This window comes from Shewanella sp. (assembly GCF_047975355.1).
Taxonomy (GTDB): Bacteria; Pseudomonadota; Gammaproteobacteria; order Enterobacterales; family Shewanellaceae; genus Shewanella.
The window spans coordinates 164,272-183,342 of sequence record NZ_JBKEDJ010000001.1; the positions used below are offsets into that span (position 1 = coordinate 164,272).

Below are 19,071 nucleotides of genomic sequence, written 5' to 3' on the forward strand. Positions count from 1 at the left end.
CAAAACGGGAGAAGTAAATGGAGGCTTTACGCCAACGTATTGAGGCCGCATTTGAAGCGCGTGCCGACATCACACCAAGCACTGTTGACGCAAGCGTGCGTAACGATGTGCAAAATGTCATCAATATGCTCGATAAAGGTGAACTGCGCGTCGCCGAGAAAATCGATGGCCAATGGCATGTACATCAATGGTTGAAGAAGGCGGTATTACTGTCATTCCGTATTTTCGATAACGCTGTTATCGATGGTGCCGAAACCAAATATTTCGATAAAGTACCGTTAAAGTTCGCCGAGTATGACGAAGCCCGCTTTAAAGCCGAAGCTATCCGTGTGGTGCCATCGGCAACCGTACGTAAAGGTTCATTCATCGGTAAAAACACTGTGTTAATGCCTTCTTACGTGAACCTTGGCGCCTACGTTGACGAAGGTACTATGGTTGACACTTGGGCAACCGTTGGCTCATGTGCACAAATCGGTAAGAACGTGCACTTATCTGGCGGTGTTGGTATCGGTGGCGTACTCGAGCCGCTGCAAGCGGGTCCGACCATTATTGAAGACAACTGCTTTATCGGCGCACGCTCTGAGATTGTCGAAGGCGTTGTCGTTGAAGAAGGCTCTGTGATTTCTATGGGCGTTTATATCGGCCAAAGCACCCGTATCTATGACCGTGAAACGGGCGAAATCCACTATGGTCGCGTACCAGCTGGCTCTGTTGTGGTATCGGGTAACCTGCCATCGGCTTGCGGTAAATACAGCCTCTACGCTGCGATTATCGTTAAGAAAGTGGATGCGAAAACCCGCGGTAAAGTGGGTATCAACGAACTGTTACGTATCGTCGATTAAGCCATATTCATGCTGTAAACAATCAAAAATGCCAAGCTAATGCTTGGCATTTTTTACGGTAAAAACATACTCCAAAGGGCTCAAAGACACATCAAGTTACACCTAGACACACTCTGTTCCCAAACCCACATTTAGATACACTTCAGCGGCCAAATCCCTCTGCAAGGCCGGTAAAAACAGACTTTACTCAAAGGGTCTACTCACCCGTCAAGGAGCTAAAGATGAAATCAACATTGGTAAAATTGGGCGGTGCCGCCCTGCTCTGCACCTTAGGAATGGGCTCTAACGCCTTTGCCGCAATGGACCCACAGTTAGAAAATACTTTAGTGGCGGTTTGTAAGGCAGGCGCCAGCAACAACTTGATCTCGTTTAGCAACACTTTGAAGGAATATCGCATCAACCAAGGCCGAATATTCCCTCGTTTAGTCTGTAACGGCGAGAACTTTCATCAGTTCGCCCTTAGCCAAGGTGCCGACAAAACTGCCAAACGTATTGGCCGTTATGTACAAGGAACCGTCACCATTAAAGATATTGCACAAAATTCAATGGATGAGGTTTATGCCGTTAATTTTTAATTTGGACGTCACGGCAAGATTAGGCGTCACTTCGACGCCTTTTTATTGCATAAAATGGGGATTTTGAGCGCGAGCCGTCAGCGCATAGGATTCATAATCAAAGTATGTGCGGTTAAATCTAAGTAGACGCGGTTACATCAACCGCTCCGCCTCTTGGCGATCCTTATTTGCCATGGCGATGGTTCGCCAACCAATCACGCCTATTGCATGTTGGGCTTTATTCACCACGACCAAAAACTCAGTATCCATTTGATTCAGCAGTTGCAGCGCATCTTCAGAGGTTGCAACATCGCTAATCAAAGGCACCGAGTGCTCCATAATTTGATGGGCTTTTTTACGCAGGAATGCCCTGTCATGTTCCCGCTCAGCCGCAGTGCCAATCAAGGGGCTAAGCCAATAATCTAATAATCGCTGAGTGATCACCCCGATGATTTTATGGTTTTCATCGAGCACTACAGCCACCTTAGCATGGGCTGTAGTTAATAAACGTTTGATATCGGCAAGCTCATGGTCAAGCGTCACCGACACCACAGGATCCAATACCGCAGAGCCAATATGGTCACTGATACTCAGTTCGCGGTTGATTAAAATATCTAGACAAGTATCGACAATTGTAGCGTCAAACAAAGTGTCTCTACCCGCCTTTAAAACCTCTGTCATTTTAGCCAGCCCCATAGAAGGCCTGTATGGACGGTGGGATAGGATGGAATCTGCCACATCAGCAACGGCAATGATCTTGGCTTCATAAAGAATCGCTTTATCCTTTAAGCCTAAGGGATAACCCGAACCATCGAGCCGCTCGTGATGCTGTAAAATCATCTGTTTAATCGGCCAAGGGAACTCGACATCGGCGACAATTTCGGCGCCATGCAAGGGATGGGTTTGGATTAATGCGTATTCTTCTTTTGATAATTTAGAGGGTTTAGTCAAAATCTGCGACGGGATCGCAAGCTTGCCAATATCATGCACCAAGGCACCGATCTTAAGCCCTTCTAATCGCTGCGGTTCAAGCCCGAGTTTTTCACCAATCAGATAGCTTAATTGGGCAACCGACTTTTGATGCCCCGCGGTATAGGCATCCTTGAGTTCTAGCGCCTCCGAAATCGCGCTGATAAGCTGGGTTAAAGATTGGGATAACTGCTCCTTTTGCGCTTTGATAATTTTTGACTGGTGAGACACCGCCCGCAGACTGCGGGGAAGCTCAATCGAATGCCATAAAATACTCGCAAAGGTCAGGAGTGAGCGGGCATCGTTACGGCTGTAGGGCTCATCTCGCCCCACCACACACACAATTCCCACTAAGCGGTTGTGAAAAACCATTGGCACAGCGAGATAACGCTCGCCCAGCAATAGGCGATCGAACAGCAGATTATCGGGCCGATTGCTCTCTAACTTATTCTGAATAATGGGTTTGTAGTCTTTAACACATTCCTGCCACAGCTGGCTTTCAAGTTCAGAGGCTTGGGTGTTTTCTTCCACAAATTCGGCTTGGCTAACCTTAGGCGCGGGATAGTCCGAACGGGCCGTTAAAGTGAGGGATTTGGATTTATCATTATGCAGCAAGATAAAACCGTAGTGGCTGTTCATTAACGCAATCGCCTTAGCCACAGCGACCTTAAACACTTGCTCCTGTGGAGATTGGATCACATCATCAATATGTTGCAGCCAGGCATCGCTCGCTTGAATGGCTTGGCGATAATCAGAATGCAGCTCCTTGAGTGTCCATTCTTCAAAATTAATCTCGGAGAGAATGAGCTGCCAGCCCTGCTCGGGAATCGCATACAGGCCAAAATGTACCCGCATCCCCTGATTATCCCGCAGCACCAGTCCTATGTAGTCATTGGTACGTTTAAGAATATCGCGACAAAGTTCGGCATTAAATTCAGCGAATAACTGACAAACCGGCTGATTGATGATCTGTGCCGCCGAGCGTTGGCACCTTTGATAAAATGCCCGGCTCATGCACTGCACCCGAAACTGACTATCTAGCCGTGCCCAAGACAGAGGTAAATCCTCGGGCAGGTCTTTTATTCCTATAATGAGGCTACGGCTCATAGACATCAAACACCCCTTCCATGATGGATGCACTGGCCGAACAACAATCCTAAATCAAGTGCTTGAGGTTCGGCTCAAGGGACAGCAACTAGGTGATAACGTCTTAAATATTGCAATTAACCTTACTTATAGCAAGCCCAAAGCCGCGTGTTAATCCTAAAGTCTTAATCGGCAAGTCAGTAGCTATATTTCAAGTTAATACAAGCAAGTTAGCCTTAAAAAACAATGGTTTTATTACCGTAAACCACCACTTGCTCATTCAGCACGAGTTGTAACGCTTTGCTGAGGACGCTTTTTTCGACATCACGCCCCGCTTTGGCCATTTCAAGCGCGCTGTAACTGTGATCGACGGGGATCACATCCTGCTTGATAATCGGCCCTTCATCGAGGCAATTATTCACAAAATGCGCGGTCGCGCCGATGATTTTCACCCCTCGCTCCCAGGCTTGGCGATAAGGTGCGGCACCGATAAAGGCTGGTAAGAACGAATGATGGATATTGATGATACGGTTTGGATACGCGGCGACAAAATCCGGCGTCAGTACCCGCATATATTTGGCGAGCACCAAATAATCGGGCTCGTATTGCGACACGGCGGCCAATAAAGCCTGCTCATGCTGAATTCTATCTAGCCCTTCATGACTTACAAGATGGAAAGGGATATCAAACTTTTCAACCAGTTCCCTTAACACATCATGGTTGCCGACCACCGCTGCTATCTCAACATTCAAGCCGCCATAGTAGGCCTTCATCAGCAGATCGCCCAAACAATGGGCCTCTTTGGTGACTAATACGACGATACGCTTCTTACCCGCGCTGACCAAGGTCATATGATTTTGGGCGGGTAACACCTCACGCAGATCCTGCAGTAATTGCTCGCTGTTAAAGTGCCCTTCGAGCTCAGTGCGCATAAAAAATCGCCCCTGAGCATTATCCACAAACTCACTGTTTTTGATGATGTTAAGCTGATGATTGAAGCAAACACTGGTGATTTTGGCGATAAGCCCTTGGGCATCGGCGCAATCTGTCATCAGAATTTTACGTGCTAAGGCGGGTTGCGCGTTCGATACTACTTCATGCTGTGACTGCAAAATCTGATCTCCTCAATGATCCCTCATTCGAGTGTGCCATAGCCAATCCACTCATACAGCATGAAAAGCTTATTTTTTGTGATAAAAAGTGAATTTATTGTGAGTTAACTTTATTAAACACAATAAAGCAGCGATTAATTTCAATAAGATGCAATATCAGCGCCGAGTATCTAAATAGCGCTGCAAGACTTTGCGTAGGGTTTCAGCCTTAGTGCCATATACCACTTGCACGCCTTTCCCCATCACAATCACGCCCTTAGCACCGAGCTGGCTGAGTCGCACTTTATTGACGAGCTCGGGGCTGTGCACACTTAAACGTAAACGGGTGAGACAAGCATTAAGCTCAACAATATTCTCGCGACCGCCCAATGCCGCAATGATGGCCCTTAAGCTCTCTTTGGCGCCATGGGGTTCATCGAGTTCGAGTCGTCCTGGCGTCTTTAAATTAAATGCCAGAATACTGCCCCTAAACAGCAGGTAATAAATCACCGCCGTCAGCGGCCCTAAGAATACAAACCAGCCCGTATTGCGCGACAGGGAAAACAGCAGCGTGAAATCCACCAACCCATGGGAGAACACAATACTGTGGTGAATATCAAGCATGATGCAGACAAAATATGCCAGCCCCGACAGCAGCACATGGATGAGAAACAAAAATGGCGCCACAAACATAAAGGCGAACTCAATTGGCTCCGTGACTCCCGTCAGCCAACTGGCCGCCGCCGCAGAAAGCATAATGCCCGCGACCCGATTACGCTCTGAGGGATCGGCACAGCGCCAAATGGCTAGCGCCGCAGCAGGAAGTCCCCACATTTTTATCAAATAACCGCCCGCTAAATTCCCCGCCTGCGGATCACCCGCTAAATAGCGCGCTACTTCCCCCCGAACCACCTCCGAATTCTGTAACTGGTATTGGCCGACTTCTAAATAAAAAGGCGCATTCCAGATATGATGCAAACCGAGGGGAATGAGTAAACGTTCGAGCGCGCCATAGACCCCAAAGGCAATGGCCGGTTTTTGGTAAACCGCCCAGTCGGAAACCCGCTCGATTAACAGAGATAACGGCGGCCACACATGGGCAAGGATATAACCTAAGCCCATCGCCAACGGAATGATCAATAAGGAGGCGCTGCGCCGCCCCTCGAAAAAGGAGAAAATCGCTGGTAGGCGAATATATTGGCTCCAGCGCACTGCAAAGCAAGTGACGCCACCAATCAGCATGCCACCGGCAATTCCTGTGTCTAAGGTTTCCATGCCGAGTAATAATTGGGTGGGCAATTGGTAGAGATCGGCTAAGGCGGCCAAGGTGGCCGTCATCACCCCATAACCAAATACGGCAGTAAAAGCGGCGATGCCTTGATCGCGGCAAAAACCTATCGCCACCGCCACCGCGAACAAAATGGGCATGATGGCGAAAATCAGTTTGCCAACCGCCAGCATTAATACGGTTAGCACCTCGGGCATAAAAGGGATTGGACTCACGGTTAAGCCCAGCATAACACCCGCAGCGGGCAAAATCGCAATAGGAATTAACAGCGCCTGACTTAAGCGCTGGGCAAATTTAAACCACTGCTGAGTAACGAAATGACCTAAGCGGCGCGTTCGGATTTGACGATTTGATTCCAGCTTTCCAGCCATTTTATCGCTTCGACCTCAGGTTCCATGGTTTCACAGGCATCAATTTCAAGACGCGCTAATACTGGTTTTGCGCCTAGCTCACTCAGCAATTCATCCACCGACTTGCCCGCGCCACAAAAAGTATCGTAACTGGAATCGCCCAGTGCTATCACACTGTATTTCAACTCCGGCAGATAAGGCGCAGTCTCCTTAAGATGATAGAACCAAGGCTGGATATCGTCGGGTAAATCCCCTTGCCCCGTGGTCGAGGTCACTACCACTAACAACTCATCTTGTGGCGGCGTAAATTGGATAATTTCATTCGGTTGCCACAATCTGGCGTCATAACCGAGTTCTGCCAGTGCTTTTTCTAGGGTTTCGGCGGTAAATTGTGCGCTACCATACACAGTGCCAAACACCAGATTAACTTTTTTCATGATATACTCCGTGCCACATGCGTAAACGCAACTTAGCTGAAGTTACTTTATTGTTAGGCTTTAGGGCAAGCAACAAGGTAAAAATTTTATAAATCAAGTTATTGAGCATGGGGAAGCGAACTGATGCGACAGAGCAATAGGCAAAAACACCTCAAGCACCAACATAAAACCACCCAAATTAGACGCAAACATTACTTTCACGCCGCCCAGCAAAATCTACAATTACCGCTATCCGTTCCGGCGGAATACTCGACCTTAGCCAGCTTGATATCCAATCTCAAACCAACGAGTAGTTAAGATCGCCTACTGTTGCGCTGAATTGCATGCAACTAAGCAGATATCCAAGCTACTTGCTTAAATGGACACTCGCTTTGGCGAGGTGTTGCCTTCAAAACATTACTTTAAGCAATAGTCGCTTGCTCAGCAATCAATACACTTTGCTCGGAACTAAGGGTGGCATCATCCCAACCTAGCCCTGAAAACACGGTTTCCCATTCTGGCTCAAGCTCGGTTTCGATACTTAAGTGCTCAAGTGTCACCGGATGAGTGAAGGTTAACTTTTTCGCAATCAACCACAGTCGATTGATATCGAAATGTGCGCGGAAAAACGCATTTTGCTTACCATCACCGTGGGTGGTATCGCCAATAATCGGGTGTCGTAAATGCGCCATATGGCGTCTGAGTTGGTGCTTACGCCCCGTTTTTGGACTCAGTTTCACTAACGCGAAACGGCTAGTAGCGTAACGCCCCGACGGATAAGGAATTTCGGTATTTAACAACGGCTCATATTGAGTCACTGCGTCCTGTGCGGCCTTATCTTTATCGGCAAACTTGTCTGCCACCTCATCCAATTCGACTTTAAGCGCATAATCCAACACACCACTCTCGTGCATATTGCCACGCACCAGTGCCAGATACTGTTTTTCAATACTGTGGTTGGCAAATTGTTCGCAAAGTGCGTTGGCTACCTCACTGCTTTTGGCAAATAACAACACGCCCGAGGTTGGTCTATCTAAACGGTGTACCGGAAACACGTGGCAGCCCACCAAGTCCCGAGTGAGTTGCATCGCAAAAAAACGCTCGCGGCGCGCTAAATAGCTACGATGAACCAATAATCCCGCGGGTTTGTGGATAGCCACCAAATGCTCGTCTTGATACAAGATATTCAGCTCAGGCGCAGGCTCTAAGAAATCGTCACCCTCGATAGGGTTTTGTTTATCCTCTGGCATGTCCAGCCAAACATCATCTAGGTTCATTTAACAACATATCCAATTCATTTAAGACAGCAATTAAAGGTGTTAACGCCGCTTGTTCGGACCACACATGTTCCGCCATCGGGACTATCGCAATTTTGCTTGGCAAAGGTTGCCCCGCATCGATAAGGGCTTGCATGCGCGGAATAAAGATAAACTGCAACCATTGCGCTAACGACATCAGATCGCAGGCAAAAGGCGCAGTGCTGGCCATTGCTTCATCACTTGGCGCGTTGGCAGACCAAAGCCCCACACTTTGTAGCTCGTTAGCAATTTGGGTTAATTTGGTTTGAGTTTGACTGTAAAGCATCGATATAAGGTCCATTAAGCCACAGTCATTCGACAATTAAGCACTGCGACTGAGGCGATAAAAGTGCGGCAATCATACCATCGCGCACAACTTCCCCCTATAATGTCGCCAATTTATTGAGCCTTTTTGATTGATATGGCAGCCAAATGACTGAAATTACCACGCTTAGCCAATTTTTAACGACAGCCAAAACCCAATTCCAAGTCTATGAGTTAGGGCGAAGAGTACAGCACATCGATATGCTGGCCTTCCATCAAATCGAATCATTAGTCACGCCCTACCCTTATCCCATTCAGGGGCATGCCCAATTTGCAATCGTGTTTTGGAATGAAAGTCAGCAGCACTTTATTTGGTTCCTAAAGCTCCCGTTAGACGAACAAGGGCTGCTCTCACCCGCCCCTCGCTCACAATTTATTGAAATGGTGTTAACGGCACTGGGGCAAGATCCCACTCAGCCATTAACCGATGAACAGCAGGACCGCCTCGCTAACAATCCGTTCAGCTTTAAACCCAGCCAAGAAAAACTGGCAGTATTTAACGCCTTAGTACGTAAACAATTAGGTTTAAGCGCTTCAATTCAATATGAATTTGCAGTGCAATATCTATCCGGACAAATTGCACCGAGTGAATGGCAGCATATTGGTCTGCAAGGTTTGAGCGACGTCTGTGTCCGCCTTGGCGAGTTAGACCACGAGCAACACATCCTTGCCAGTTTTGACAATAGTGCGATTGAAGTGCAAATTGCCCTGTGCCAATGTCTCGAACATCTGCATTTAACAGAGGCACTTGCGAATAAGCTTTACGATAAGTTTGTGGCGGCTCCACCTGAGTACCAAGCCTATTACTTGCGCGCACTCGCCTCCCATACCGAATTGAGTCAGAAAGCCCTAGCTCATCTGCAACAAACCGAGCGGTTAGAGGCTAATGAACTTATCAGCATCGCGGGGCGAAACTGGACAGTATTAAAGCAAGAGCTAAGTCGCAGTATTTACCTGGAAGCACTGGCGCGACAACCCCAAGCCTTTTTTAATCAGATCTTTGCTGATATTGTGGCGATACCCAGTTTACGCAATCACTTATTGGGTGAATTAAGGAATCCCAATCGGAGTGTTCAACTATCACAGGCCATAGGTGGCTTGTTTAAGGCTACAAGTAAATGATGTCAGATCTTCTGTTAATTATTGCCCTGGTTGTCGTTGCGGCCTTCTTTTGGCAATTACGCCAAATGGCCGAATTGAGCCGTATTTTTGCTGAAAAAGAATGTTGTAGACAAAAAGTACAACTCTTGGCTATAGCAATGGAAACGGCTCGTCCCAGCCTCGGTGGCACCACTGGGATCTGTTGGAAAGCAAAATACCTATTCGAATTTAGCACCGATGGCATCAACCAATATCGCGGCCATATTTGGATGCTAGGTAAAAAAATACAAAAGATTGAATGGCCAATTTTCCCGGAGCCAGAATGGCAAGAAGCGCCGATGGCTAAGGGAAAATTTGGTGGTTGCGGTAGTCAAAGTAGCTGTAGTTCAGGCAAGTGCCACTAAAGCACAGTCGTTTGCCTTTGGATAAAACTGAGTCAAACTCCGGCGGAAGAGCCCAAATCGGTTAGCGCTTATCCGTATGAATAAAAAAGAAAGGGCGTGGTCAAAGACCACGCCCTTCTGTTCTTTGTTAAGCTATCCCGCTATTTTCGTGCTCCCTGCACCATCCATGCGTCAACTAGCATCCTGCATCATCCCTGTTCAATCCGTGATATTTCCCTGTACTAACGTACTTCCCTATCTCCTGGCGTTCCATTAACCAAGCTTGCTCTTTCCTGAGCGGTTCCTGCATCATCCGTGAAATAGGTTCAGTTGCTTCCTTTCTGCTGCACTCCTTGTGCCATTGCAATCCTATGCAACTAGGCTATCTATCCCTGATAGTCTTCCCTTCCATGGTACGTATCGCTTTCATCCTGAAAGTCGTTCCTTACCAATCCTTAAGTGTTTATCCCTTAAACACTGTCCAGTCATCCTGACTGCTAACTTCCTGTCCACAGTAGTTCCGTCTACAAATGAATTCTACGACAGCTATGGCAGCTCGGCTTTTACAAAAGATAAAAATGTAAGCCGCAATATTAAGTTCATAATGAAAAAAAACTCTTAACATATTGATTAGACGTAAATTACCTAAAATTAGGTAGTCATTATCAGTCAAAAAACTTACAAATCACTTACAGCCTTGTGAGATATATCTCACAAGAAGTCGGGCAATTTATGCCATTTAAACGAACGACTGTTGATTCATCCCGAAACTTTTAAGAACCAGACGGGGAATATCCACTGCATAAAAGAGTAAAAATCGTGCACTCGATTTTATTTTCAATCATAAAGCATATAAAAGTGGACATTATGACGTATCGTAAAAAATAACGATTGAGAAAAGCAAAAAGAAAGGGGCGCACTATGTGCACCCCATTTATCCTCTGCAAGCCATCCTGCTTGATAGTGCTCCCTGCACCTTCCTTGCGATTGTTTGCTCCCTGCAAGCGTCCTTGTATCCCTAACTTTCCCTGTGTAATGAAGTAATCATCACACTCAATCCCTTGACCCGAATATCCTATTTCGGCTCCTGTCACGTCCAGTGACTCATCCTTATCGCGTCCTGCTGAATCCCTTTCTAGCGTTAGTACAAGCTGTTCACCCTTATACTTATCCTTTTACTCGATACTTCCTACATCCAGTAACGCTTAATCCTTAAGCTTGTCCTTTCTCATCCTGAAACCTGCCATCCCAGCAGAACGTCCTCTATCATCCATGAGAAAGCAACCTTGCTTTTTTAGCCTATCCTAGGCAGATGACAGTTTTCCTACTGTCAAAGGTTCAAATCCAAGAACCTAAATTCATCGCTTCTTGCATCCCTCTCGCCTGTACTGCAATCCATGCTTCCCATTTGGCGATGAGTTAATTCTACGCGGATCCTGCTGGTTTTGTTTCGCTTAAAGAACACTTATTAGTGTGTTTTTCATACAAACAAGAATCAATGAAGACTAAACCACTAAATTTAAAGTAATTTTAAAAATCGTGATTACAAAACAGTCTGCAAGAAAACATTTTATCCTACAGGCTTTGTAAGCGATCTCTCACACGGGCGTCAGCTTCTCACTGGTGAGTAAAATTTAGCACTTCAACTTGCCGGTGAGAATTTGTGCAAACATCATCCAATCTCCCATCAAACTGTACAGCGGATATTTGAATGTCGCGGGGCGATTATGCTCAAACACAAAGTGCCCCACCCAAGCAAAACCATATCCAACTAATGGAATTAGCAGCAAAAGCCACCCATTTGCTGTGAGCAGTGCAGCCCCTAATAACAAGAGCACCAGAATGCTACCAATAAAGTGCAATCGCCTACAGCTCAAGTTTTGGTGCTGCGAGAGGTAAAAAGGGTAAAACTCAGTAAAAGTACGGTAAGGTTTATTCATCTTGTTGGCCCGTATAGAAGAGTAATTGTCCGGCCACGTTGCCTATACTCAATTCACCGAGGGATACAAAATCATGTTGCATAAATAAATGGCTGTGGACCTCCCGCGTAGTAAAGACCCCAATCCCCTCAAGCTCGGGCTGCTCATCACACCAACTCACCACAGCTTGAACGAGTTGATGGCCCAAACCTTTTCCCTGCTCATTGGGTGCAAGGGCGATAAACTGTAGGATCCCGCAGTCCTCGCTCGGCAGCAGTTCCACAATGCTCGACTCTTTCTTCATCATCGCCTGGGTCGATTGCCAGCCTGTACCCAGCAACATTTTGAGCCGCCAATGCCAATAACGATCTTCTCCTAGGGGCACTTCTTGGGTGACTACACAGGCGACACCGACTAATCGCGTCTGATCGAATAGCCCGATTAACGCTTGTTTCTCCTGCCAGAACGCATTGAGTTCTTCGCGAATGGCAGCACGCAATTTTTGTTCGTAGGCAAACTTGTCTGAAGTGGATAAGGCATCCACAAAAAAGGGATCGTCATGATATGCGTTATAGAGAATCGAAGCGGCGAGGCGTAAATCTTCAGCGGTGAGATAAACAGCACGACACTCATCCAAGGTATTATTGTCCATTATTAGAATTCCTTGATTTAGATCACACTCTTATGAGTAATAATCAATGTATCAAGGAAACAAAAAAGTGCAAATTTTAATCATAGATTGCATTTTTCAGTGAGTTGCATACCCTAGATACAGGCACACAGTGAGGATGCGAACATGGATACAACGCCAGTCGATATGAGCCACCTATTTGAACAGTTGGGATTAGCCAATCAACCTCAAGCCATCACGCAGTTTATTGCGACCCACAAACTGTCTCCAGAGACACACTTAATCGAGGCACCATTCTGGACTCAGGCGCAAAAGAGTTTTCTCAGCGAAGCGTTAGAGGCTGACGCGCAGTGGACCGAACTTATCGAACAGCTCGATGTTCAATTAAGAAAGCCCTAATCGCTTAGGGCTCTATGATTTGAGTTAGGTGTACGTTTAAGTCGTTAAATCTTGCTGTAGGCGGTGTCACCCCAACCGACTAACACATTATTACTTAAGACGACTGGCGTACATTCATCCTTAGTGGTTTTACCATCACTATGGGTGTGCTGGGTACGGTAGAAGAGCACCAATACTTCTTTATCAGTTTGTCCCCCACTCTGCTGCAGATAAGATTCACTAAAGTCCGAAGCGCCCATCAGGGTCATCACTTGGTCTTTACTCATGCCAAGACTGAGCTTTATCAGATTATTGCGATTTTTATCCTGTGTTTTTTCCCAGGATTCGCTACCATCCCACTTAGATTCACCATCGCCGACATTGACCACACAACCGCTAAGACCTAAGCTTGCTAACCCTAAAAACGTGACCGCGATGAGTTTGCGATTAATATTTGCGTTCATATTATGACTTCCTGTGTACTTGTTATAAAAATGCTTAAAAAGCAAAATCAATGCCAAACAACAATACGTTGATTTATAAGAACTAAAATAATCACACCACAGTAAGTTAGTGAAAAACACGATATAGATTAAGGAATTTCACTTATTATGAGTCCGATTGACCAAGTGTTAGCAGCAGCGTGCGCACTCGAAGCCAGCGGTAAAACTCCAAGCTTGGCCCTGATCAAAAGCCGCGTCGGTAACAAAATCCCTATGCCGATTCTAATTCAAGGATTACAGCAGTTTAAATCGATACCTAAGGCAGAGCGCGAACGTTTAGCGGCACAACCCCAGCCAGCCGTCGAAGAATCGAGTCTCCCGGAAGCATCGCCAATCACAGTCGCAGTGCTTGCTCAACAGTTAGTCGAACTGCAACAGAGTGTAGAACAGGCTCTCGCTTTAAAAAACAACGAGATCATGCAACTCAAAAATGAACTTATCGAGCTGAAACAACGTGTCAGTCAACTCGAATCCCAAGGAAAATCTGCTTAATGTTTGTCACCGAATTGCGCTTTGAATGCTTTGCCGATACCACCATCAGTGCGGCAGAACGTGCCATCAATCAATTACTCGAAGCCTACCGCGCTAATGGCCAAATCCTCGGCCGCGAATTTGCCGTGGCCTTTAATGAGGGCGAATTTCGAGTACGCCTACTCACGCCTGAAAAAAATAGTTTGAATCATCGCTATCACAGCCCTTGGGTGAAAAAAGCGCTGGCGGAGTTAACCGAGGCTAAACTACTGGCGCCACGCGAAAAATTTATCGGTCAGGATATTAATTCTGAAGTAAGTAACACTGAGCCACCCAGCTGGCAGCTGCTCTACACTAGCTATGTGCATATGTGCTCGCCCCTTCGAAGTGGCGATAACCTATTGCCCATTCCGCTCTATCAAATCCCCGCCACCTTTAATGGCGATCATAAACGGGTTATCCGCTGGCAAACCGAGTGGCAAGCCTGTGATGAGTTACAAATGGCGGCCGCCACTAAGGCTGAATTTGCCGCGCTGGAAGAATTATCCAGCCCAAACAGTGATTTATTTAGGAGAGGTTGGGATTTACGCGGCCGAATCGAATACCTGACCAAAATCCCCACCTACTATTATTTGTATCGCGTCGGGGGACAGGATCTGCAATCCGAATTAGCTCGCCCCTGCCCACGCTGTGGCAGTCATGATTGGAAGCTCGACGAGCCACTATTAGATATGTTCCACTTTCGCTGCGAGCCTTGCCGCATAGTGTCTAACTTGTCTTGGGATCATCAATAAGGCTCCCATGTTAAAACGCAAACTCGGCTGGCAAAATAGCCGGTCGAGTTTGCTAGATACTATTTCAAAAGACTTCCCGCGTTTAACGCTTACCCATAAGGTTGTGCCACATACGTTTAAAGCTAGCAAAAATACCCTGATGTTCGAGCGCCGGCATAGGTAATTCTTCGTGTTTGACGGGCGGTGCGATGCGCGGTGATAACGCCGCAATAAATTCAGCTAAACTCGGTGCGAGTTGAACGGAGGGAAGCTCGCCTGGGATTTCAACCCACACGCTGCCATCGGCATTATCAACCGTTAGCATCTTATCTCCCTCATCGAGCAGACCAATAAACCAGGTCGGTGGCTGCTTGAGTTTTTGCTTCATCATTAAGTGGCCGATAATATTTTGCTGCAACGCATCAAAATCCGCCTCGTTCCATACCTGCAGCAATTCGCCAGTACCCCATAGTGAATTAAACAGCACGGGCGCCGCAAAATACTCACCATAAAAGTGATTGATGTCCGGCCATAATGTTAGCTCAAGCGCATGCTCAACATTCGCAAAACTGCCATGCTGTGTACGTTTAACGGGTAACCAGCTCACAGCCTCATCGGATGATTCAATAAACTCGCCTTGAATACACAAAGATGGCTCACCCTGCGGGTAATATCGCGGTAATTCGCCTAAAGTAGATAGGTAAGACTGATGATAGTTTTGCAAAAATTTATCGAGAGCAGGCAGACAAGACACTTAAGCACAATCCAATTTCGGGTATAATGTGCGCCTATTTTGACATGGAAACAGTATTGATGACACACAATCACGATCCCTATAGTGATGCAAAAGAGCTTGCCGGCCTAACCTTAGGTAAAGCCACGGATTATCAAGCCGAGTATGATGCATCGCTGCTGCAAGGGGTTCCTCGCTCACTTAACCGTAACGCTATCAACCTCTCGGCGGACAGTTTACCTTTCCACGGAGCCGATATCTGGACGGCCTATGAGCTGTCTTGGCTAAACGCGAAGGGCAAGCCTATGGTGGCTATCGCCGACATTCAGCTAAGCCATACAAGCCAAAACCTGATCGAGTCAAAATCCTTCAAACTGTACTTAAACAGTTTTAACCAAACCAAATTCGACAATATCGAAGCCGTGCAAAAAACCTTAGTGCAGGATCTCAGTGAATGTGCCCAAGGCCAGGTCACGGTGAAGATTATTGAGCCTAAGAGTTTTGGCATTCAGCGCGTCGTCGAGCTGCCCGGCACTTGCATTGACGATCTGGATATCGAAGTCAACGACTATGACTTTAATCCGGATTATCTTGAAAACAGCACAGATGATAAACAGATAGTCGCCGAGACACTCAATTCTAATTTGTTGAAATCAAATTGCTTAATCACCTCTCAACCGGATTGGGGCAGTGTGATGATCCGTTATCAGGGACCTAAAATCGATCGCGAAAAGCTACTGCGTTATTTGATTTCGTTCCGCCAGCATAACGAGTTCCACGAGCAGTGTGTCGAGCGAATTTTTGTCGATTTAAAACATTACTGCCACTGCACTAAGTTAACCGTTTATGCCCGCTACACCCGTCGCGGCGGCCTAGATATTAACCCCTACCGCAGTGATTTTGAGCACCCAGGCGAGAGCCACCGTTTAGCAAGACAGTAATCGATTTATATAAAAAAGCCCTGAATATTCAGGGCTTTTTATTTTTTAGCTTTTAGACCGCACTTTAAGGATAGTTAACCAAAATTTGCCCTAAAGATCTCTTGCACTTGGCTCAAAGAAGCATTGTTTGGCAAGCTAAAATACAAGTAGCCATCGCCACGGAATGCACGATCAAGTTCGAGTAACACATGGGTTTGCTCTGCGTCACACACCAGGGAAACCTCAATCTCACGCAAGCTATTAAAGCCCATATTACGCGGCTTAAACTCCAACTCTTGGTAACAACCCGATGTCGATCGAAAGGCGCGCGTATTGAGGAAGCCTTGCTCAACATCGGCTTTAACCAACACAAAGCCAAGGCTGTCCATCGTCTTTAACACATGCTCGGCAATGGCGGTTGGCAGAATGACCAGCGCATCGATATCGCTAGGGTCGAGCGCAGTATCAATATCCACTCCTGTTTGCAGCCATACCTGTGATTGGTTATTGCGAACGGGGAGCTGGGTAAAGGGGGTTTCGGGGTGCAATTTACCTGAAAATGGGATCTCGCGAATTTCACCCGCTTGAATTTCAAAGGACTCAGTTAAGCGCCAACTCGCCAACTTATGGTTTTTAAAATAGTCGCCGTTATCGCTGCTCACTTTCACCTTGGTCATTAGTGCTAAGTCGAGACCGGAGATCTGCTGCGGCACATTACCGCCTTTGACTACGATAGTGGCATTAAAGATTTGACCTGGCAGCAGTCGGTTATCGGCTAATTGGGTATCAACCGTTGCGCCACCAATACCGACAGAGGCCAGCAGTTTTTTAAACATAGTATTTCCTTATGTTGCTAAGGCTGCACGAAAAAGCAGCCGTAATACAGTGGTTACTCAGTTAGTTAGCAGATTTGCACTCGAGCAATAATTGCTGGAAATGAGCACCTAAATCCTGCTGAGCAAATTGTTCACTGGCGAGAGCCATTTGTTTAAGGCTTTGCATGGCTTGCTCGACGCCCTGCTGTTCAATCAAGCTTTTGGCATAGGCCGCCGCATCTGCCCCCTTTTGAAGTAGGCTCGCTACTTGATCGAAACTCACCTCTTGTTCCATTACCTTCTGTAAATCGCCGAGTAATTCCGCCACTTTAGCCGACTCCACTAAGGCGCCTTCGACACTCACTAATTTACCGAGGGGATCTTGGCTGAGTTTTTCGGCCACACAGGCAGACACGGTCCCCGCCGCCGCACTTTGGGCAACAACATCGAGCCCACGGTTGCGGATTTGCTCAACCACTTGTTGTAGTTGGGGATCTTGCGCAAGCCATGCCTGCTCTAATTGCTGTTTTTCATCGCCACCAAAATAACCACAGCCACCGAGCAGTAGCAGAGTGGTCGTTGATAAAAGACATTTGAATTTCATTATTAACAACCTTGTCAGTGAGTTCTTGGGCGTGACTATAACGAGCTAGGTTTAATCCAAGATGAATAATGAGGGGATAAATAATGCAGGGAGTAACAAAGTCAGCGAAGTGACAAGAAACTGAATTAAAAGCACTAATGCAGTAAAAGCCTTAGTGCGATTTGCCAGGTTAGATGGCCGAGCATGCTTCCAATAATCCTTCCATACTGGTCAGTTGCATGGAGATCGCCACCTTCGCCAATCTATCCTTATGCATTAAGCTCAGCCCAAAACGATACTCCTCATCTAGCCTGCCAAAGTAACTCTGCCAATGCTGTACGCCAGAGGTTGTGGCATCGAGTACAGACTCAGGTTCAATCAGCAGCTTAATATTGGAATAAAGCTTGATATGTGAAGGGAGTTTAGAGTTAGAGGAGAGCGTAATTTGGCTCGGCGTAGCGATCTCTCGCGGATTAAGTTCGACCCAGTTATGGGTCTCGGCGGCTTGTAGAGCGCCATCATCAATCGCCACCAAACTGTTTGGCGCTAAGTCAAAGGCGAAGGATTTCAGTGACTGTGCTAAGCCCAATCCCGTTGCCTTGATATAAGACTCCTTAAGCGCCCAAAGATCAAAAAAGCGTTGCCGCTGCGCCTCCCCCCCTTCCATAGCTAATAAAGCCTCGGCTTCGATGGGGGAAAAATAATGATTTAAAATCGGGTAAATATTGGTGCTGACGCGGGAGCGTTCAATATCCACACCCAAACCTAAACGAGGCTTCGCCCTTTTAGCTGTTGCGCCCGAGTCATCATCTTGCGCCAAGGCAATTAATAACCAGTCACCACTATGGCTTAAATTAAACTCGATCCCCGTCTTAAGAAACTGTTCATGACTGAGGCTGGGCTTGCCCTTTGCCCCATACTCAAAACACCAATCTTGGGGCGCAATCTGTCGTAGGGAGGAGCAAGGTGAGGATCCACCGCAAGATTGCAATCCTTGAGATAAGACGCAGCGCAGCGCCGCTCGCACCAATAAACCGTTCATTTGCGCCTTGGGCGCCCGGTAACGTGCCACTTTTGCGCGCTCGTCATCACTCAAGAGCGCCATACAAGCACTCGTGCTGGCCTCATCCATTTCGGTTAATGGTATAAAAAAAAGCTCAATATTCATTAATTTATCCCAACAAAACCTGAGTTTAACGGCGACCCTATTCTACTCAGTTCTGCTCGCCTGACGAGCAGTATCTTAACCTTGTTTCTAATCTTATGAATTTAAATGACTATTTAAACTTAAGCCCTGTGCTAAACAGGAATTCTATTCCCTAGAACATAGTCATTTGATCATTAAAAAATCATTTCAAGTCCCATATGATTGTATCGAACCGAAACCTCAGGTAATCTGCATCACCATTGTGCGTAACAAAACACATAGCTCACGGGTTTTAAGCCTAGATTAAGCATGAGTCCACTCTCGGCTTTTGCAGGCAAGTTTAAGCAGTCCCGATAGATTATGTTGGATGAAAATAATAAAGATGGGACAGCACTAACAACATGAGTTCTCGAAAAGTGGGTACTCAAGCCGCGGATGATGCTCAGGCTGATAAGCCAAGCCCAGAGCACAAATCCGCCCCCCAAACGGCAAGGCA

The 19,071-nt window shown here is 46.7% G+C and carries 21 protein-coding genes; 8 read left to right on the top strand and 13 right to left on the bottom strand.

The window, feature by feature from the left end; all coding sequences use genetic code 11:
* Positions 1–17: 17 nt before the first annotated feature.
* Together dapD and ACK5NH_RS00705 are read left to right on the top strand one after the other, a co-directional pair.
* On the top strand, positions 18–842 hold the full coding sequence (gene dapD / locus ACK5NH_RS00700) for a 2,3,4,5-tetrahydropyridine-2,6-dicarboxylate N-succinyltransferase (protein WP_011623395.1): 825 nt from the start codon (positions 18–20) through the stop codon (positions 840–842).
* Positions 843–1,063: 221 nt separating this feature from the next.
* Entirely contained in the window at positions 1,064–1,417 is a 354-nt protein-coding gene (locus ACK5NH_RS00705; RefSeq protein WP_416917372.1) for a DUF3718 domain-containing protein, read from the top strand.
* A 132-nt stretch (positions 1,418–1,549) separates the two neighbouring features.
* Here the strand turns inward: ACK5NH_RS00705 and ACK5NH_RS00710 are convergent, their stop codons facing one another.
* The 6 genes from ACK5NH_RS00710 to ACK5NH_RS00735 form a co-directional block, all read right to left on the bottom strand.
* Positions 1,550–3,478: an HD domain-containing phosphohydrolase gene (locus tag ACK5NH_RS00710; RefSeq protein ID WP_416917373.1), complete on the bottom strand. Its 1,929-nt coding sequence runs from the start codon at positions 3,476–3,478 to the stop codon at positions 1,550–1,552.
* Between the two features lie 209 nt (positions 3,479–3,687).
* A complete protein-coding gene (gene purU / locus ACK5NH_RS00715; protein WP_416917394.1) occupies positions 3,688–4,503 on the bottom strand; it encodes a formyltetrahydrofolate deformylase in 816 nt (271 codons plus the stop codon).
* A 216-nt stretch (positions 4,504–4,719) separates the two neighbouring features.
* Positions 4,720–6,201 (bottom strand): PTS transporter subunit EIIC, encoded by a 1,482-nt coding sequence (locus tag ACK5NH_RS00720; protein ID WP_416917374.1) that lies wholly within the window; start codon positions 6,199–6,201, stop codon positions 4,720–4,722.
* The gene (locus ACK5NH_RS00725) at positions 6,153–6,617 is read right to left on the bottom strand and encodes a flavodoxin (RefSeq protein WP_416917375.1); all 465 of its coding nucleotides are present in this window, start codon (positions 6,615–6,617) and stop codon (positions 6,153–6,155) included. The genes ACK5NH_RS00720 and ACK5NH_RS00725 overlap by 49 nt, the downstream gene beginning before the upstream one ends.
* Positions 6,618–7,018: 401 nt before the next feature.
* Positions 7,019–7,873 carry a tRNA pseudouridine(65) synthase TruC gene (gene truC / locus ACK5NH_RS00730; protein WP_416917376.1) on the bottom strand — a complete coding sequence of 285 codons (855 nt, stop codon included), beginning with the start codon at positions 7,871–7,873 and terminating at the stop codon, positions 7,019–7,021.
* Entirely contained in the window at positions 7,860–8,180 is a 321-nt protein-coding gene (locus ACK5NH_RS00735) for a YqcC family protein (protein WP_416917377.1), read from the bottom strand. Before ACK5NH_RS00735 ends, truC begins: the two co-directional genes overlap by 14 nt.
* A gap of 146 nt (positions 8,181–8,326) precedes the next feature.
* On the opposite strand from ACK5NH_RS00735, the gene ACK5NH_RS00740 reads away from it, so the two are divergent.
* Both ACK5NH_RS00740 and ACK5NH_RS00745 read left to right on the top strand, forming a co-directional pair.
* Complete coding sequence (locus tag ACK5NH_RS00740; protein ID WP_416917378.1) at positions 8,327–9,340, top strand: DUF3549 family protein; 1,014 nt, start codon at positions 8,327–8,329, stop codon at positions 9,338–9,340.
* Entirely contained in the window at positions 9,337–9,723 is a 387-nt protein-coding gene (locus ACK5NH_RS00745) for a DUF3301 domain-containing protein (protein WP_416917379.1), read from the top strand. The genes ACK5NH_RS00740 and ACK5NH_RS00745 overlap by 4 nt, the downstream gene beginning before the upstream one ends.
* Positions 9,724–11,336: 1,613 nt before the next feature.
* Here ACK5NH_RS00745 and ACK5NH_RS00750 read toward each other — a convergent pair.
* Together ACK5NH_RS00750 and ACK5NH_RS00755 are read right to left on the bottom strand one after the other, a co-directional pair.
* A complete protein-coding gene (locus tag ACK5NH_RS00750) occupies positions 11,337–11,642 on the bottom strand; it encodes an Mpo1-like protein (protein ID WP_416917380.1) in 306 nt (101 codons plus the stop codon).
* A complete protein-coding gene (locus ACK5NH_RS00755; RefSeq protein WP_416917381.1) occupies positions 11,635–12,273 on the bottom strand; it encodes a GNAT family N-acetyltransferase in 639 nt (212 codons plus the stop codon). Before ACK5NH_RS00755 ends, ACK5NH_RS00750 begins: the two co-directional genes overlap by 8 nt.
* Before the next feature lie 144 nt (positions 12,274–12,417).
* Between ACK5NH_RS00755 and ACK5NH_RS00760 the strand changes: the two genes are divergently transcribed.
* The gene (locus tag ACK5NH_RS00760) at positions 12,418–12,651 is read left to right on the top strand and encodes a DUF2789 domain-containing protein (RefSeq protein ID WP_416917382.1); all 234 of its coding nucleotides are present in this window, start codon (positions 12,418–12,420) and stop codon (positions 12,649–12,651) included.
* A 44-nt stretch (positions 12,652–12,695) separates the two neighbouring features.
* Here the strand turns inward: ACK5NH_RS00760 and ACK5NH_RS00765 are convergent, their stop codons facing one another.
* Positions 12,696–13,094, bottom strand: a complete 399-nt coding sequence (locus ACK5NH_RS00765; protein WP_416917383.1) for a DUF3192 domain-containing protein — start codon at positions 13,092–13,094, stop codon at positions 12,696–12,698.
* A 147-nt stretch (positions 13,095–13,241) separates the two neighbouring features.
* Here ACK5NH_RS00765 and ACK5NH_RS00770 point away from each other — a divergent pair, with 147 nt between their 5' ends.
* Positions 13,242–13,625, top strand: a complete 384-nt coding sequence (locus ACK5NH_RS00770) for a hypothetical protein (RefSeq protein WP_416917384.1) — start codon at positions 13,242–13,244, stop codon at positions 13,623–13,625.
* Positions 13,625–14,398, top strand: coding sequence for a Zn-ribbon-containing protein (locus ACK5NH_RS00775; RefSeq protein ID WP_011623410.1), 774 nt, complete (start codon positions 13,625–13,627; stop codon positions 14,396–14,398). Before ACK5NH_RS00770 ends, ACK5NH_RS00775 begins: the two co-directional genes overlap by 1 nt.
* Positions 14,399–14,480: 82 nt before the next feature.
* Here ACK5NH_RS00775 and syd read toward each other — a convergent pair whose 3' ends face one another.
* The gene (syd, locus tag ACK5NH_RS00780; RefSeq protein ID WP_416917385.1) at positions 14,481–15,131 is read right to left on the bottom strand and encodes a SecY-interacting protein; all 651 of its coding nucleotides are present in this window, start codon (positions 15,129–15,131) and stop codon (positions 14,481–14,483) included.
* 59 nt (positions 15,132–15,190) lie between these two features.
* Here syd and queF point away from each other — a divergent pair, with 59 nt between their 5' ends.
* Positions 15,191–16,051: an NADPH-dependent 7-cyano-7-deazaguanine reductase QueF gene (gene queF, locus ACK5NH_RS00785; RefSeq protein ID WP_416917386.1), complete on the top strand. Its 861-nt coding sequence runs from the start codon at positions 15,191–15,193 to the stop codon at positions 16,049–16,051.
* A 74-nt stretch (positions 16,052–16,125) separates the two neighbouring features.
* Here queF and ACK5NH_RS00790 read toward each other — a convergent pair whose 3' ends face one another.
* From ACK5NH_RS00790 to ACK5NH_RS00800, 3 genes are all read right to left on the bottom strand, one after another.
* On the bottom strand, positions 16,126–16,866 hold the full coding sequence (locus ACK5NH_RS00790) for a sporulation protein (protein ID WP_416917387.1): 741 nt from the start codon (positions 16,864–16,866) through the stop codon (positions 16,126–16,128).
* 61 nt (positions 16,867–16,927) lie between these two features.
* Positions 16,928–17,449, bottom strand: coding sequence for a hypothetical protein (locus tag ACK5NH_RS00795; protein ID WP_416917388.1), 522 nt, complete (start codon positions 17,447–17,449; stop codon positions 16,928–16,930).
* Between the two features lie 169 nt (positions 17,450–17,618).
* Positions 17,619–18,596, bottom strand: coding sequence for a 4'-phosphopantetheinyl transferase family protein (locus tag ACK5NH_RS00800; protein WP_416917389.1), 978 nt, complete (start codon positions 18,594–18,596; stop codon positions 17,619–17,621).
* Between the last annotated feature and the right edge of the window lie 475 nt (positions 18,597–19,071).